Genomic DNA, 16066 nt, shown 5'->3' with positions numbered 1-16066 from the left:
CTGTGGCCAGTTATTTATTAACTATACTCCTGAAAATGCCTACCCGTACCACCTCCGAAAAAGCCAGTAAATGGTCGTGGCTTCGGCTTTCATGCATTCTCGTTGCTGGATTATTGGCGGCGCTGGCTTGGTATTTTTATTATAGCCATAGCTCGACACAGGGCCGCTTCATTTACTTGAAGGATTTGCCCGGAATTACGCCGGAAACATTGATGGGCCAAGGCACTCTTTTCAGTATCGCTGAGCCTCTTTATTTTGATCCTGAAACCAAGCTTGCGCAAGTATCGGTGCAGATCCTATCCACCGAAGGTTTTGAATCCGAAACCCATCTGCGCTTCGGCTGCGACGCCCAGAGCCTCCACAGCTTTGTGAAAGAGGTCAAGATGGTCAATGAAGGAGCCTCCCTCGGCACGGAGGCGTTGAAAGGTGCACAAGATGGAGTGACCGGGTTGGTAGAGGGGGTGTGGGAAATGGCAAGACACCCTTTGGATACCGCCTTTGCTCTGAAGGACGGCAGCATTCATTTGTCTCAATATTTGAGCAACACCCCTGCTGCTCAAATAAAAAAGGACGTTTCGGAACTTGCGGAAGCCTTCTTAGAGAATCGCATGTTTGAAGCGGCGTCCAGCCACGATGTCGACTACTTCGACCTGAAAACCAGCGAGGGTCTCATCCTCATTAAAAAGGAAGCCTTCACCAAGCTTGGTGGGCAAGCCTCTGTTGAAATATTGACAATGCTGATCCCCGTAGCCCAGGTGAAAGTGGGAGGCAAGGCCGCCCAAATGGCGAAGGTGGCGGTCAAGGCGGCCAAGGTAGGCGGAGCATTCCTGCCCTCTACAAGCGGAACCTGGGGCGGGCGCAATCTAGCTACACTGATCAGGGCAGCTCAGTACTTCCCTAACATGGGTGAGAAGATGGAATCTACTTACAGGCGTTTGAACAGGGCCTTGCCACCAAGCCCATGGAAACGCACCCTCCAGCTCGGAAAGGCATCTCATTCAGACTACCGGCTGAGTTTTTTTACAAGTCACCCTCAGCTCAAAGGTCAAGTGGTGGTCCATCACGCCTTGGAACAACAGACTCTCACCCGTTATCCCGGCATCTTCTCCAGCGAAGAAATCCATTCATTGGAAAACCTTCGGGGCATTCCCTTAAATCTGGATAGTACGCTTCACAAAAGCATCTTGCGGAAAGAATGGGATTCCTTTTACCGGAGTACCCCTGCAACAAAAGTGACACGTCAGTCCCTCCTGGACAAGGCAACTGAAATGGATCGCAAATTCGGTCATCTGTTCGTCCCCACTCTTCCATGACCTACTTCCTTCTTGATCCAGAAGTGCCAGGTGAAATGGGCCCGGGCACTCTGCTGGACAACGGCAGCCATCCCCCGAAAGTTTTACACCTGCACTTCATCCTCACGAACTGGTTAGGGGATGACCTGGTGCAGACCTATCCCTGCTACATGGTGACTGAAGATCTCGGGAAAAGACTTTTAGGGGCAGGTTTCACTGGCATGCGACTAACCCCCTTGCAAAACGAGATTTCCGAAGACTTCGGCCTTTTTTGTCCGGGCATCCCTGCACCGGTTTTTTTATGGCTTCACATTGAAGGGTCACCGGGAGAAAACGACCTGGGACTGACCGACGATGCACGACTGGTGGTCAGCGAAAGAGCTTTGAAGATCATGCAAGCGGGGCAGCTAGCACATTGCGAAATACAACCTTTTTGAAAGGCCGCAATCCGGTGCACCGCCAGTGGAGACATTGCTTAACCGGGCCAGCAGCCCCCCCTCATCACGCCAACTGCGCGGCGAGGCCTTCGAGGCCGCCAGCGGGGTCGTCTCCACTGGTGGGGCGGGCGGGGTTTTCGATGCGCCAGTGGCGTGGCACTTCCCAGGGGGCCAGGGCGGCGCAGGCGCGGGATTTGAAGTCGCTGGTGAGCTGATCCGGCGGGATGCCGATGCAGGCCACCACGTCCTGCATGCGCTCCGGGTCCCGGCTGGGCTGGCCGTGGATGCGCACGTGGCGCACGCCGGTGGCCTGGCGGATCTTTTCAGCGATGGCGGCGGGGCTCAGCTTGCGGCTGGCCACATTGATGCCCGGCCCCTCGCAGCAGACGTAGGATAGGGCCTCGCCCGCCAGCATCACGCGGTCCCAGGTGCGGTGGCGGCCCAGGGAAAAAAGCTCGCCAGGCTGCACGGTGTCGTAGCCCAGGCCCACGGCGGCGCTTTCCACCAGCAGGCGCCCCTCCACCACGGTGGCGCGCACGCCCGGCAGCAGGGTGCCCAGGTCCCCGGCCTGCGTACGGGGCGTTTCCGTCCCATCGTAGCTGATGGCCCCGGTCTCGCTGGTGCCGTAGAGATTGTGCAGCTTCAGGCCGAAGGTTTCGCGCACGCCGGCCTCCAGCTCCAGCGTCAGGGGCGACCCTGCGGACACGGCCAGGGCCACGCGGGAAAGGTCCAGCCGGGTCATCAGCCAGGCCTTCCACATGGCGGGCACGCCGGGGAGAAAGGCGCGCTCATGCAGGGCCAGGGCCTCCACCATGCCGGTGGGAAAGGGCGTGGGCAGCCAGTGCGTGGGCAGGCCGTGCAGGAGGGTCTGCAAAACCGTCGTCGTCAGGCCAAAGCTGTGCGCCACACTCAGTGGGGCCAGGGCCACGGCGCAGCGCCCCAGGCCCAGGGCCGCATGCAGCCCGTCCACATCCGCCGCCACCTGCGCCCAGGTGAAGAACTGGCAACGCCGCACGCCACTGCTGCCCACGGTCTGCTTCACCAGCGCCGTATTGCGCGGCACGCAGCAGGTGGGCATCCGGCGGCTGCGGTCCTTTTCCACCACCTGCACCGGCCTGCCCGTGAGAAACCCGGCCAGCAGGGCCACGGTGACCTCCGCCCCATCTCCCTGCGCCAGGTAGTACCGCCCCAGCCGCCCGCAGCTCTGCGGCACCAGCGCACGCGCCGCCGCCTCCAGGGCATGGTAGGACAGCGCACCCCCAGGATGCCAGAGGGCGATCTCATCGCCCTGACGGGTCAGGATTTGTTTCCAGCGATCAGCAAACATTTGAACTCTCCACCGCACACGGCTAAACCAGACGGCGCAGGGACTGAGCCAGGAGTGTGCCAGCCAGCCCCTGTGAGTTCAAGCCTGGGAATCCATATCCCCGTCATCCGCGTTTCTTTTTCCAGTGGTCCCCGTTCCCTCCCAGCACATTCTCATTACCGGAGCCGGCATCGTCTCCCCCCTCGGCCTCGACTGGCAGGAAAATGAAGCCTCCTTCCGGGCAAATCGCACCGCCTTTCGCCCGGTGACGATGTTCGATGTCAGCGAACGCATCGCCAAGACCGCTGCGCATGTGGATCTGCCCAGCGAGCGCCTTTTCCTGAAGACCCCGCTGCGCCGCCAGCACCTGATTGATCGCGGCACCAGCATGCTGCTCCTGGCCCTGCGGGAGACCCTGGCCATGGCCAAAATGCCTGGGCTGGAAGGTGTGGATGCCATCATCATCGGCACCTCCGCCGGGGCCATGGGCATCGGCCAAGACTACTTTCGCCACGCCGCCGCCAGCCCCGTGAAGCAGCCCGGCCAGATCTCCCGCCTGGAGTTTTACCAGCCCCAGCGCCAGCTCAATGCCATCGCCCAGGAGTACGACTGGCGCGGGCCCATGATCCTCGTCTCCAATGCCTGCGCCAGCGGGGCCAATGCCATCGGCGATGCCATGGCCATGATCCAGACCGGCAAAGCCCGGCGCGTGATCGCCGGCGGCTACGATGCCATCGCCGAGCTGGTCTATGCCGGGTTTGATACCCTCCGCGCCCTCGCCCCCAGCGGCATCCCCCGCCCCTTCGATGCCGCCCGCGATGGCCTGGCCCTGGGCGAAGGTGCCGCCCTCGTCCTCCTGGAAAGCGAAACCGCCGCTGCCGAGCGTGGGGCCCAGGCCCTGGCCGTGGCCGCCGGGTACGCCACCGCCACAGACCTCCACCACCTCACCCAGCCAGATCCCGCCGGCAAAGCCGCCATCCGCACCATGACGGGTGCCTGCCACATGGCCGGCATCGCCCCCAGCCAGGTCAGCTACATCAATTCCCACGGCACCGGCACCCCCTACAACGACGTGGCCGAAGCCAGCGCCGTGCAGGCCTGGGCCGGGGAAGACGCCGCCAAGATCGCCCTCAGCTCCACCAAATCCGCCATGGGCCACCTCCTCGGCGGGGCCGGGGCCGTCGAGGCCGTCATCTGCCTCATGGCCATGCGCGGCCAGTGGCTGCCCGGCAGCCTGAACATCCGCGAAACCGACCCCGCCGTCTGTTTCGACCTCGTCTACAGCTTCCGCGAAGCCCCCGTGAAGGTCGCCCTCACCAACAGCTTCGGCTTTGGCGGCACCAATGCCACCCTCGTCTTTACGGAGGTCGGCAGCCTCTCCAGCGCCCGTCCCCCCGGCAGCCCCCTTTCCGCCCCCCTGGCCGCCGCCCATCGGCCCCTGCACATCCTCGGGGCCGGGGCCGTCTCCGCCGCAGGCTGGGGCACCGCCGCCCTGGCCACCGCCATCACCGAAAAAGCCACCCTGCCCACCCAGGAAAGCCCGCGCACCGTCGGCACCCGCGACTGGCCCTGCCTCACCCGCCCCGCCCCTGCCATCCCGGCGGATCGCCTGCCCAAATTTCCCCGCCTGCGCCGCGCCAGCCCCATCACCAAATTCACCATGGCCGCCGCGCTGGAGGCCCTGGAGCAAGCCGGCCACCCCCAGGCCCAGGGCATCGCCCCCGGTCGCCTCGGCATCGTCCAGCTCATGTTCAATGGCTGCGTCCAGTTCAGCGGCAAATTTTACCACGAAGTCATCGCCACCCCCGCCCTGGCCAGCCCGCTGATCTTCCCCGAGACCGTTTACAACGCCCCCGCCTCCCACGTGGCCGCCTTCCTGGGCGTGGATGGCCCCGCCACCACCCTCATCGGCGAATCCAGCGCCATCATCGAGGCCGTCTCCCTCGCCCACACCTGGCTCACCCAGGGGCTGGTGGATCACGTCCTCGTCATCGGGGCCGAGGAATGCGACTGGCTGGGGGCCGAGGCCACCAGCTACTACCACCCCGACCTCCAGGCCTCCGAAGGCGCCGGGGCCCTCCTCCTCAGCCTCACCCCCGGCCCCGAGGGGAAACCCCACCTGCACCTGGCCCACACCCCCGCCCTCGCCTACCACCACGAGGCCGAAAAAGCCGCCCACCTCCGCACCCTGGCCACCCGCCCCCAGTTCAACCAGGCCCAGCACATCACCGGCCTCTCCGGCATCCCCCTGCTCGACCAGTCCGAAAGCGAAGCCCATCCGGGTAGGGACGCGCTGCGCCGCGTCCGACTTGATGCCTCCGAAGCTACCTCCGACCAGCTCACCACCGCTTCACAACCCGTCCGCACCGAAGCCGAAGGGAGCGTGGGCACTCTTGCCCGCATCCAAAACCTCAGCGGCGAAGCCGCCACTCCTGGTAGGGACGCGCTGCGCCGCGTCCGGCTTGATGCCCCCGCAGCCAGCCCCGACCAGCCCACCACCGCTGAGACGGGCACGGCCACTCCTGGCCAAACCACCCACTACCACCCGCGCCAGATCCTGGGCGAAAGCATGGGTGCCGCCGGAGCCCTGCAACTGGCCCTCGCCGCCACCCTCGCCCGCCAGACCTCCCGGCCCGTCTCCCTCACCCTCCCCGGCAGCCTCTGCGCCGCCTACGGCGCCGTCGTCGAGGTCGAGTGATGGGTGGAAGCGCCCCGTGCGCCAAAGGTAGCCCGCTCAGTCCCGTGAGCGTTCAGAAAGGTAGCCCGCCCAGTCCCGTGGGCGGTCAGCAAAAGGTAGACCGCTCAGTCCCTGAGCGGTCAGCAGCCTCGAAACCCCAGGCAGCCCCCTTTCTAAACTCGCCGCACCGAGGGAACCCCGCGCATGCGTCTTCGGTCAGGCGCAGGTCTGCCACCCCTCGGCACGGCCATCCGCACAGGGACTGTGCGGGCTACCCCAATTCCCCGATTCCATCCACGTTTCCCTGACCCGTGAAAAATGGAAACGAGAAATGCTGTGGGCGTACGTGCTGCTTTCCAGCCGTCACAGGCAGGCCAAAGGTAGCCCGCCCAGTCCCGTGGGCGGTCAGCAAAAGGTAGCCCGCTCAGTCCCTGAGCGGTCAGCAACCTCGAAACCCCTGGTATCCCCCTTTCTAAATTCACCTCACCGATGGAACCCCGCGCATACGCCTTCCGTCGCTCGCCCCTCTGCCACCCCTCGGCACGGCCATCCGCTCAGGGACTGAGCGGGCTACCTTCCAGCCCCACCGCCCCCATCTTCCAAGCAAGGCGGGCCATCCGGCGTTTTCCACCCAGGGCCAGCTTCATTCGTCACTCTCCCCGGCCCCTCGCAGAATTCCCCGCCTCTCTCTCTGAAGCCGCCCTTTTTCTGCCTCGCCGCTTTAACGCCAGAGGTAGCCCGCTCAGTCCCTTGAGCGGTCAGCAGCCTCGACGCCCCTAGCATCCCCTTTTCCAGCTTCACCGCACCGATGGAACCCCGCGCATGCGTCTTCGGTCAGGCGCAGGTCTGCCACCCCTCGGCACGGCCATCCGCACAGGGACTGTGCGGGCTACCTTCCTGCCCCCACCTCGTTGCGCTCGTTGTTGCAGTTATTTCCATACCCGTTGCATGCAACAACGAGAGGAAGGGAGCCTCTCCCAAGATCCATGCCCCGTTTCCATTCCGCCCGCCCTACCTGCGCGGAAGGGAAACGAGCGCGCCTCTCCTGCCGCCCGGCCCGCCTTTCCCTCACTCCACATCCGCATACTCCAGGTTCGTGCACAGCCGGTTCAGGTGCCGCACCACTGCATCCGTCTGCGCCTGGGTGAGTGAAGGCTGGAAGCGTTTTTCCAGGGTGGCCGCCAGCATTTTATGCGCCACCACGGTCACGGGGGCCTGGGGCGGGCCGCCGTTCACATACCAGCCGGGGAAAGTCAGGACCGGGTGCACCACGGCATCCACCTTCTCCTCCTTCTTCAGCTCCCTGCGCAGCCAGTCCGCATTGCGCTGGGCCTGCTCCAGCTCGCCCGTGCTGGTTTGGCCGCCGGGCCACGTCAGCACCTGGCCATTGTAGCTCAGCTTGTGGCCCTCCTTGTCCCCCTTCGGTTTCCGTCTCGTCTTGGTTTCGATCACCACCACCACGCCCCGGCCCACCACCACGTGGTCCAGATTAAACCGCGCGCTGCCGCCCAGGCAGGGCACATCGTGGAACACCGCATACCCCTGCTTCTTCAGCCCCTCCAACTCATCCGCCACCACCCGCTCGCCAAACAGGCCGAGCTTGAGGTTCATGAATCGACTCATGCCCAGGTAAAGCCACCCCATGCCAACCCCCAGGGCAATGGCGGCTGCCGCCAGGGAGCACAGGCCCCTCAAGCCTGAAAACGACTCAGGCAAAAAGCTAAAAATAGAGTAGGCAGCCAAAAACACGCCTGCAGGCGCGATCAGCAGCCCCAGGAAAATCAGCAGCAGGGATTCCAAAGACTTGCCCATCTGCTGTCGCAAATGCTCCCCCGGCTGCCGTCTCACCTTCACCTCCACTCCCAGCGGATGCCTCGTGGTCCGCCGTCCAAGCCGCCAAAGAAAGAACCCCACAAAAAAGCCCCCGACCACTACGACATATCCCGCCATGTAAATTACCTGCAATTGCATCCCCCTTTCATGACGAAAGCACCGATGGAATCAAGCGCTTTTGCATTAGGCGAGATGCTGACGCACGACATGCGATGGACGTTTCCCATTTCCATTCCTCCCGCCCTACCCGCGCGGAATGGAAACGGGGGGTGGGACGGGCAAGCCACAGCGAGCAGGAGCGAGGAGACTCACTTCGCGGCTACGCAACTTCTCCGCCGTCACTGCCGGAATAACCGCAGCCTGCACAGTCCCTTGGGCGATCCGCAGCCTCGAAGTCCCCAACTGTCTCCCTTTTCCAGACTGTCCACGTCACTGGAGGCGCAATCCTGCGAAGGTGCCGTGACTCACTCACCGATCTGCCACTGTTCGGCACGCTATCAGCACAGAGAGTTGATGTGATTCTTCAGTTCCTTGATGCTGAATGCGCACCAAGACCCGGGAATTGAGCATCGAAAAGACCGCGAAAAATTTGTAACATTTAAATTATATCATTGCATTAAGCATATAATTGAATTTACCACACACTTATTAGACATCAGTTATACACGCAGAAATAATAGCTTCCCAAATAGATTTTAAAGAAGACCAATCCCCCTCAGGATAATCACTAGCAGTCGTCGCCCTTAATAACTTTTGATCGAATCTCTTCATAAGTAAGTTTTTATTCAATAGCTCGCCCTGGTATTTTTGAAGAGATTGATTATACCCCTTCCATTGGACTCTCATTAACTCTCCTGAAGAGGGGTCTCTCAGCACATCCTCCCCCAAATACAGCTCTATACTGGCAGCAAGTCCATTGATGTTCGTTATAACATCCCCTTGTGGACCAACGGTGGGATAAGATCTGCCCAGATCAATATTTGGATATTGAATAACTTTGAAGGATGGAGGAAGGGATTTTATATCGAGTCCTTTCAATGACTCTTCAGCCGCTGTATCATTATCAAACACGGCAACAACTCTATTAGCAATATTTGCTGCCGCGAATCCTTTTAAAAGCTGAACTAAGCCACTAGCCCCACCGGATAAGCGAGGCCCTTCAAAATCCAAGAAGGAAAATGAAGGGAAAAGATGGGGATAAAGTAATTTCAGTGATTCCCTAAGTATTTTTGCGTCGCTAGATCCCTCCGTGAGAATTACAATACTAGAGCTCCAAATGAACTCTTGTGTTATATCATATTTGGCATCTTTGGCCAGCTTTTCTGTTCCATCGTAATAACCTGATGATACTAGTGAAGAATAATCTAACTTGACTACCGAATCCGCAAACGCCTCCAATAAAGCTCGCACCATCAAGCGTATATCACATTCAGGAAACCCCCAATTATAGCCTGCTTCACCCCCTGCGATTAACCTGAAATAAGTTGGCAATGTTTCTAACTTACATATGAATTCGTGTTTGCAAAATCCCAACAAGGAAAAACTCTGAACTTCTTTAACCCAACGATCAAAGGTATAATTTGAGAAAAAATCCTTGTTAGCCTGAATATTCATCCACCGTAGTTCTATATATTCATCTTCACTATCGAACCGCTTTAAACAAGCATTCACATGTTCGTCGAAGTATCCTTTAACAGATTCAAGGTTAAACCCCATGATATCCAAACGCTGCTTCAACTTTTGTGATGCGATAGCATATTCAAATATATGTTCTTCCCATTCCTCCCCCTGTTCAACCCATTTTCGCAGGTACGATTGCCGATCGCATTCTTCAAAGAAAGTCATTACCACCGGGTCCACATAAGACTTCATTGAAATAATCGAATGATTATCAATAGACAATTCAGCGTAGCTTCCCATATAAATTACTATTTAATTGCTACAAATGCTAACGTAAATTACGTGACATCATAATCCATTTTTTGAGGGTTGTAGACAAAAGACATCGAATGTGGATAATCATTCGCCACGGCTCTGAATAACTCAAGGATAACGAAAATCGGAATACGCCAAATACATGTATTACGGTCGAAGTCTGACACGACAAGAATACTATCCCAGTTTCGAGCTTTGTCACGCGTTACAAAGCTCATGTATGCATGAATAAACTGATTAGAAATATACAAAGGCTTTTTCGTTTGTCTTATCTCACGCTGAATATCGTAAATCATGTCGGGCGATCCTCTATTCAGCAACGTAACATTCTTGCCGTTATTCGGAATGGAAAAAACCTGCATCTCAAAGTTCTTTATTGAATCGGAAACTTTATGAAGCTCAATCATTCTCCTGGTAATGAAGAAGCCGATCATAATATCTCTTTCTACTGTGCAATGAAGCTTTTCAGTCCATTTTTTTGGTTTAGCGACAGGACGAATTAACTCGCAAATACGAATGAGTTCCTCTTTCCAATAGCAAGATTCAATCATGATTAAACTGGTGATTATGCTAACTAGTTTATACGTCCATATCGGCTAAGCAATATTAGCGTTTAACAAAACGAGCCCCAATGTGTAAAACTTAAATGCCCGATGCTCGATGCCCCTGTGCAGGAGGGCATTGAGCATCGGGGGGATGAGTTACCAGGGAATGCTGAGGCGGTGCATCGCCCGCCTCAATTCACCAGATGGTACTGGCGGTTGCTGATGGTGATCTTTCCTTCCCGCTGCAACTTCCCTGCCCATTTGGAAACAGTGGCCTGATGGACGCCGAGCGCTTCGGCCAGTTCGGTTGATCGTGTCAGCCCGTCGCGAATGTACCCCAGCATTGCATCCTGAGGTTCGTTTGACTCACACCCCAGCGTCAGCGGCGTGGTGGAGGTATCCAGGGTCCACAGGAGGGGGCGGGCGTGGGTGCCGGTGCAGTTGCGGCATTTGGTGAACTCGGTGCTGAAGGTGGTGCGGTGGGCGGGTTGGCCGGGATCTCCGGCTTCCTTCAGGCTGAGGATCCAGTGGGCCATGTCCTCCCGCCGACTGCTGCCGCGCATCAGGCCATTGCGCCCGGCGTGGTGGACGATGAGCACGGTGATGGCGCGGTGACGCAGGGAGAGCAGCCAGTCGCGGATGGCATCGAACGAGTCGTTGTCGTTTTCTGCCATGCCGAGCTGAGAGGTGGAGAGGTTATCAATGATGAAGAGGCTGCCGTCTTGCAGGCACTGGCTGAGGGAGACCTGGTGCTCCACACTGGCGATGTTGATGCCGTGGCCGCGTGATTTGAAGACGACCTCGTTGCTGAGGAGGTGAAAGTTCAGCATGAAGAGGCCCACGCTGTGCATGCGGGCCTGGACATCGGGAAGGTTCATCTCGGCATCAAAGTAGTACACGGGCCGGGGCTGCTGCCCGGCCTGCCATTCGCCCAGCGGACTGCCGGCGGCCACGGCGCGGGCGATGAGCATGGACATCCAGCTTTTGCCCGCACCACGCGGGGCGAAGAGGTAGCCCAGATCGCCCTGCTTCAGCCAGTCGCCCAGGAGGGCGGGCCGGGCGGGGAGCTGCAGTTCCTGGACTTCGAGTCCATTGAGCAGATCGGCCGAGAAATCCGGCGGCAGGGGACTCAGCTCCGTCACATCCCAGGCAGGGCCACGGCGGCTGGGGGCCGGGGTGGCGGCGGCACGGCTGGCCTGGGCGGCCTGGGCGGGCAGCGGGACGGACATGGTGGCGGGATCAAAGGGTAGGATCAGATTCATTCGATAATGTTTTGCAATGTTTGTTTCAGTTCACTGGATAAGTGAGGGGTGGCGAGGACGGCGTCATTGAGGTCCTTGACGGCGCGTCCCCCGGCCTGCGGGAGGGGCCGGAAGTCGAAAAATTCACAGGGGCAGCCTGCGGCCTGGAGCTGCGTGGCCCAGCGCCGTGCGGCCAGCAGACCGCCGCCATCCGCATCGGCATGGGGGACCAGCAGCACCCGGCGACCAGCCATGAGGGCGAGGGCCTGGGGCGAGATGAGGCTGCCCGTGCTGCGGCCCAGCATGGCCACGGGCAGGATGTCCCACCGCTGCAGCCTCAGCAGCAGATGCAGCGCAGCCAGGTAGTCTGGCCCGCCCTCCACCAGCAGCAGGGTGCGGAAGTGCGGGTAGCGCCGCAGCACGGCGGCACCGCAGGGCCAGTCCTTGCGGGATCCGCGCAGCGTGTGCGCCTTTCTTTCCCCCAGGCTGCCCTGGGCGGGAAAGGGGTGGCCATCCAGCCGCCGCGCCTCCGTGACCAGGCCGGAGTCATCCCCCAACAGCCAGCAGGCGTGGCCGCATACCCGGCCAAAGGCGAGCGTGCGCAGGCTCTGCGCCAAGGCCACGGCCTGCACACTCAGGCCCCGGCTGCGCGCCACCGCTTGCAGATCCGCCTCCGTGCCGCGATGCAGCACCGGGCCGGGACTGGAAACCGCCGCCGCCGCCTGGACCCACTGCTGCGGGTGCGACGAGCGCCCACGGCCCTGCCCGGAGCGCCGTGGCAAAGGAGCGCCCAGCAGATCGCGAAAACGCCCCACGGCCTCCGCCGCATCCACCTGGCAGGCCAGGGCCAGGAAATCAATGGCATCGCCCCCTTCGCCCGTGGCGTGGTCCTTCCACCTGCGGCCCCCTTCGTAGATGGAAAAGGAGGGGCTGCGGTCGGGGCGGAAGGGGCTGCGGCAGCTCGCCCGTGGCTGCCCTGGCAGGCCCAGGTGCTGCCACAGTTCAGGAATGAGGAGCTGCTCCTTCAGCACGGACAGGTCGGGGGTGGCATCAGAGTTCATGGATCAAAAAATCGCAGGGTGGCCGGATCCAGGCACAGTCCCCCCAGCAGCCTCCAGGAAGGGGCTGGGCGGTGGGTGTGGACCCTCTCTCTCAGCCGCAGCAGGCGCGGCCGTTCGGTCGGCCCAAAAGGCCGGGAATATCCATCATTCAGCGTGGCCCAGCAGGGAGGGTGAAAGCCAACCTCCAGGTGCCAGCGGCCACACATTATTTTCCATCATGCTGTCAGAGTACGCAAGCTGGGATCCGGGCTGAACACTGCTTTTGTTTTCGGAGGTGGATCGGCCCCAAAGCGTGTTTTTATCCACCCTGTCGTGTCATTGTCGCACCTTTCTGCCCACGTGCCGCCGCCCTCGTTTCTCGATTCCATTTTGCCTGGGTCAGGAAAACGAAATGGAATCGAGGAATCAGGAAATAAAGCCCGCTCAAAAAGTCGCCTGATCGAGAAGCTGGCTCGCTCAAAAGGTAGCCGATTCAAAAGGTAGCCCGCTCAGTCCCTGAGCGGATAGCCGTGCCGAAGGGTCACCGACCTGCGCCTAACCGAAGATGCACACACAGGGTGCCATCGCGCAATGATCCTGGAAAAGGGCTGCCAGGGTCATCACGGCTGCCGACCGCTCAAAAGGTAGCCCGCTCAGTCCCTGAGCGGATAGCAGTGCCGAAGGGGCACAGACCTACGCCTAACTGAAGATGCACGCGCAGGGTGCCATCGGCGCGATGAGCCTGGAAAAAGGCCTACTTGGGGCTTCGAGGCTGCTTTCCGCTCAGGGACTGAGCGGGCTACTCTTCAGCGAAACAGCCCTCAAGCCCGCCCTTACCCTTTCCAGGGCATCTTTTCTTTGCCTGCGGGCCGGGGGGCGTTCATGGGTGGGGGGCAATGCCGAAACCCAAATCCATCGCGGGCACCCGCATCCGGGCGGAGGTGATCCGGCTCGTCGGGCTCATCCCGGCGGGGAAGTTCACGACCTATGGCTCCCTGGCCGTGCACATGAATGTGGCGGCGCTGCACGTGGCCTCGGTCATGAGTCGGCTGACGCCCGAGGAGTCCCAGAGGCTGCCGTGGCACCGGGTGCTGAGCGCGGATGCACGCATCAGCCCGAACATGGAGGCCAGCCTGGCGGCCACGCAGCGGCAGCGGCTGGAGGGCGAGGGCATGCGGGTGGATGCGCAGGGCTACCTCCAGGATTCCGACGCGCATTTCCACGTCGTCGGCCTGCGGCGAAACATCCGCTGGAGCGATCCCGCGAGCGGGGGCTAGGGCCACGCTGCTCCCTGTCGGTTTTTAAACCCTGATCAGTTCTGGAGTCGCTGCTGCACTCTACATCCGCAGGACGACTCAAGCCCAAGGTTGCAAGAGGCCGCATCCCAGATTTCGGGAGGCGGTTCATCATCAAAACAAAAAGGCCAAGGGCGAAAATCAGCGCCGCCTGTTGCCAGGAATGCAGCCCGATCTTCGCCCTTGGCGGAGGTCACTTCACCCGGCTCACGCAGGCGTGATGGCGGATGAAGCCAAGTCCAGGGAGCTTACTTCTTTTCAGCTTCCTTGACGGTTTCCTTCACTTCCTTTTCAGTTTCCTTGGCGGCTTTCTCAGCCTTCTTTTCCTTGTGCTTTTCGAGGTCCTTCATGACCTTGTCATGATCGGTGACCTTGCCCTTCCAGGTGATGGCTTCACCTTCCTTGAGCATCTTCTTTTCGGTCTCGCCTTTGGCCAGGTAAGAGCCGTCTTTCATGACCTGGGTGCCGTCCATCAGGGTGGCGGTTTCGGTCAGCTCAGTGGTCTTGCCGTCCTTCATGACCCACATCTTGCCATCCTTCATGGCGATGTGGTTCAGCTCGGCTTTTTTCTCGGCCATCTTCTCGGCCTTCTTGGCGTCTTTTTCCTTTTCGTCAGCGCCGAGGCTGTTGTTCACGAGGCAGAGGCTGAGGCACGCAAAGGCGAGGGATTGGAACAGTGTTTTCATGATGATAATATTGGTTAGGGGATTGGGCGGCAGCGGTTGGGTGGGCCCGTATTGACGGGGCTCCGGCTGCGCACACTGGTATTCGCCCCCGCTCAAAAAGGCGGTTGTATGCGTTTGCAAATACTGCTCCGAATTGCCTAACCAAAGATGGCATCAAGGTGGTGGCACGGATGGCCGGGAAAGGGCCCTCAATGAACCGGAAGCCGGGCGTAGCTGACCACGAGGAAGACGCGGGCGCAGAGCCAGATGAGCATGCCCAGGCTGAGGAACTTTAAGCCCCAGCGGACATGCCCCAGTTTGGCCTCCAATACGCGGCCCTTGGCATGGATTTGCTTCAGCACATTCTCGCGCACGTCGGAATTGAGCTGGGCACCGAACAACTGCACGTAGGTCTCCGGGTGAAGGGTCACGATGTCGGCGGTGAAGTAGAGATTGGCGTTTTCAGGCTTCTTTTTGGATTTGCCAATCGAGCGTGGAAAAGCGGCCAGCAGGGCATGGGCGATGGCGCTGCAGATGAAGGCAATGAACAGGGTGTAAATGCCTAGCAGGGTCCATTCGGTAGCAGTCCAGAGATGCATGTCAGGCGATTTCAGCCCCAGGCCCATGTTTGAAACCATGGCCGCGAGGATGGCGGAGGTGCTGAGGGTGATCTGGGCCTTGAGATCGGCCCGGTTGATCTGGCTTTCGACATCCTGATACAGCATGTACAGCAGCCGGGTGACATCCACCGCAGTGGAGCTGATGAGGGTGCTGGCGGTGACCGGAGCAGGGGCGCTGGAATGCAGGGGAGAGGGAGCGGAAGCTTCGGCCATGGTGAACGGGAATCACCCTCTACCAGTCACGGAGGATGGCTGCAATCATGTGACGATATTGTCACGTTGGGGGCACCTTCGCCTGGGTTTATAAAACGCCTGCATCCTCCAGGGCGCGCAGCAGCAGGGCCTTGCCGTGGCTTTCGATGACACGACCATGACCGACGATGATGCGGTCGAAATCCTGCTCCAGAATGCGCCGCAGGGAGGCCTGAAAGGCGGGGCGGTCCGCAAGGCAGAGTTTGAAGATGCGGCTCATGCCGGGGTAGCGCTTGAAGCCCGCGATGTAGCGGTGGAAGAAGCGATCCCAGCCGTGTTCATTGGGATCAAAGTTAAAGACGAGATCCGCCACGATGAGCGTGCGCGTGGGCACATGGAGAAAGGCGTGCTCCTTCAGCTTCGGCGTGCCCTCGATGGGGAAGACCTCCAGCTCGCCCGCCCATTCCGCAGGTGCAGGCAGCAGCGGCAGAGTGGGGAATTTCACCACGTTTGAAAAACCCGGCGGACCGAGGAAGGGCAGGGCGGGGAAGGCGGCGTGGCCTTCTTTAGCATAGGTGTCATGCAGCAGCATGGCCTCCACCAGCCAGCCGGGCGTGCCTAACGACTGAAGCGCGGCCAAATCTGCCGGAGTAAAAGGGGCCATGGAGTGCAGCACCGTCTGGGCGGAGCGCAGGCGGATGACGGTGACATTCCGCCCATGCTGCGTGCCCAGCACGGTGAGCGGGTATTGCAGGAGCCAGAGATTTTCGGCGAGTTGTTTCATGAGGGGGTGGGATGAGTCTTGTCACGCCAAGGGCCGAAGCGTCAGCCCAGCTCCCTGGAATACGCAGGGCCTGGCATACCCGGCCCTGTGGAATCCTGCGGTCGCGTGAAAGGCTGCCCATCGAGGACCCCAGCCGCCCGTCGCGCCGGAAGCTTTAGACACCCAAAAAAAAGAGCCGGCGGGTGGCCGGCTCTTCCTGTCAAT

General features: G+C 60.3%; 13 protein-coding genes. 4 read left to right on the top strand and 9 right to left on the bottom strand.

The window, feature by feature from the left end:
- The first annotated feature begins 35 nt into the window (after positions 1-35).
- Positions 36-1313 (top strand): hypothetical protein, encoded by a 1278-nt coding sequence (locus ABEB25_RS13605; RefSeq protein ID WP_345736960.1) that lies wholly within the window; start codon positions 36-38, stop codon positions 1311-1313.
- Positions 1310-1729, top strand: a complete 420-nt coding sequence (locus ABEB25_RS13600; protein WP_345736959.1) for a hypothetical protein — start codon at positions 1310-1312, stop codon at positions 1727-1729. Before ABEB25_RS13605 ends, ABEB25_RS13600 begins: the two co-directional genes overlap by 4 nt.
- Before the next feature lie 64 nt (positions 1730-1793).
- Here ABEB25_RS13600 and ABEB25_RS13595 read toward each other — a convergent pair whose 3' ends face one another.
- Positions 1794-3056, bottom strand: a complete 1263-nt coding sequence (locus ABEB25_RS13595; RefSeq protein WP_345736958.1) for an AMP-binding protein — start codon at positions 3054-3056, stop codon at positions 1794-1796.
- A gap of 124 nt (positions 3057-3180) precedes the next feature.
- On the opposite strand from ABEB25_RS13595, the gene ABEB25_RS13590 reads away from it, so the two are divergent.
- Positions 3181-5733: a beta-ketoacyl-[acyl-carrier-protein] synthase family protein gene (locus ABEB25_RS13590; protein ID WP_345736957.1), complete on the top strand. Its 2553-nt coding sequence runs from the start codon at positions 3181-3183 to the stop codon at positions 5731-5733.
- A gap of 1047 nt (positions 5734-6780) precedes the next feature.
- Here the strand turns inward: ABEB25_RS13590 and ABEB25_RS13585 are convergent.
- The 5 genes from ABEB25_RS13585 to ABEB25_RS13565 all read right to left on the bottom strand — a co-directional run bounded on the left by ABEB25_RS13585 (position 6781) and on the right by ABEB25_RS13565 (position 12327).
- Positions 6781-7524 (bottom strand): nuclease-related domain-containing protein, encoded by a 744-nt coding sequence (locus tag ABEB25_RS13585; RefSeq protein ID WP_345736956.1) that lies wholly within the window; start codon positions 7522-7524, stop codon positions 6781-6783.
- A 669-nt stretch (positions 7525-8193) separates the two neighbouring features.
- On the bottom strand, positions 8194-9465 hold the full coding sequence (locus ABEB25_RS13580; RefSeq protein WP_345736955.1) for a HEPN/Toprim-associated domain-containing protein: 1272 nt from the start codon (positions 9463-9465) through the stop codon (positions 8194-8196).
- A 38-nt stretch (positions 9466-9503) separates the two neighbouring features.
- Positions 9504-10031, bottom strand: coding sequence for a hypothetical protein (locus tag ABEB25_RS13575; RefSeq protein ID WP_345736954.1), 528 nt, complete (start codon positions 10029-10031; stop codon positions 9504-9506).
- A 185-nt stretch (positions 10032-10216) separates the two neighbouring features.
- The gene (locus ABEB25_RS13570) at positions 10217-11287 is read right to left on the bottom strand and encodes an AAA family ATPase (RefSeq protein WP_345736953.1); all 1071 of its coding nucleotides are present in this window, start codon (positions 11285-11287) and stop codon (positions 10217-10219) included.
- Positions 11284-12327 (bottom strand): hypothetical protein, encoded by a 1044-nt coding sequence (locus tag ABEB25_RS13565; RefSeq protein ID WP_345736952.1) that lies wholly within the window; start codon positions 12325-12327, stop codon positions 11284-11286. Before ABEB25_RS13565 ends, ABEB25_RS13570 begins: the two co-directional genes overlap by 4 nt.
- 875 nt (positions 12328-13202) lie before the next feature.
- Here ABEB25_RS13565 and ABEB25_RS13560 point away from each other — a divergent pair.
- Positions 13203-13583: an MGMT family protein gene (locus tag ABEB25_RS13560; protein ID WP_345736951.1), complete on the top strand. Its 381-nt coding sequence runs from the start codon at positions 13203-13205 to the stop codon at positions 13581-13583.
- A 266-nt stretch (positions 13584-13849) separates the two neighbouring features.
- On the opposite strand, the gene ABEB25_RS13555 is transcribed toward ABEB25_RS13560, so the two are convergent.
- The 3 genes from ABEB25_RS13555 to ABEB25_RS13545 all read right to left on the bottom strand — a co-directional run bounded on the left by ABEB25_RS13555 (position 13850) and on the right by ABEB25_RS13545 (position 15862).
- Entirely contained in the window at positions 13850-14287 is a 438-nt protein-coding gene (locus ABEB25_RS13555) for a DUF6799 domain-containing protein (RefSeq protein ID WP_345736950.1), read from the bottom strand.
- A 188-nt stretch (positions 14288-14475) separates the two neighbouring features.
- Positions 14476-15099: a Pycsar system effector family protein gene (locus ABEB25_RS13550; protein WP_345736949.1), complete on the bottom strand. Its 624-nt coding sequence runs from the start codon at positions 15097-15099 to the stop codon at positions 14476-14478.
- A gap of 88 nt (positions 15100-15187) precedes the next feature.
- Entirely contained in the window at positions 15188-15862 is a 675-nt protein-coding gene (locus ABEB25_RS13545; protein ID WP_345736948.1) for an MBL fold metallo-hydrolase, read from the bottom strand.
- Positions 15863-16066: the final 204 nt, after the last annotated feature.

Origin of the sequence: Prosthecobacter algae (genome assembly GCF_039542385.1) — a bacterium.
GTDB classification, from domain to species: Bacteria; Verrucomicrobiota; Verrucomicrobiia; order Verrucomicrobiales; family Verrucomicrobiaceae; genus Prosthecobacter; species Prosthecobacter algae.
Note: the sequence above shows the minus strand (reverse complement) of the source record. Positions and strands in the feature narration are given on the sequence as shown.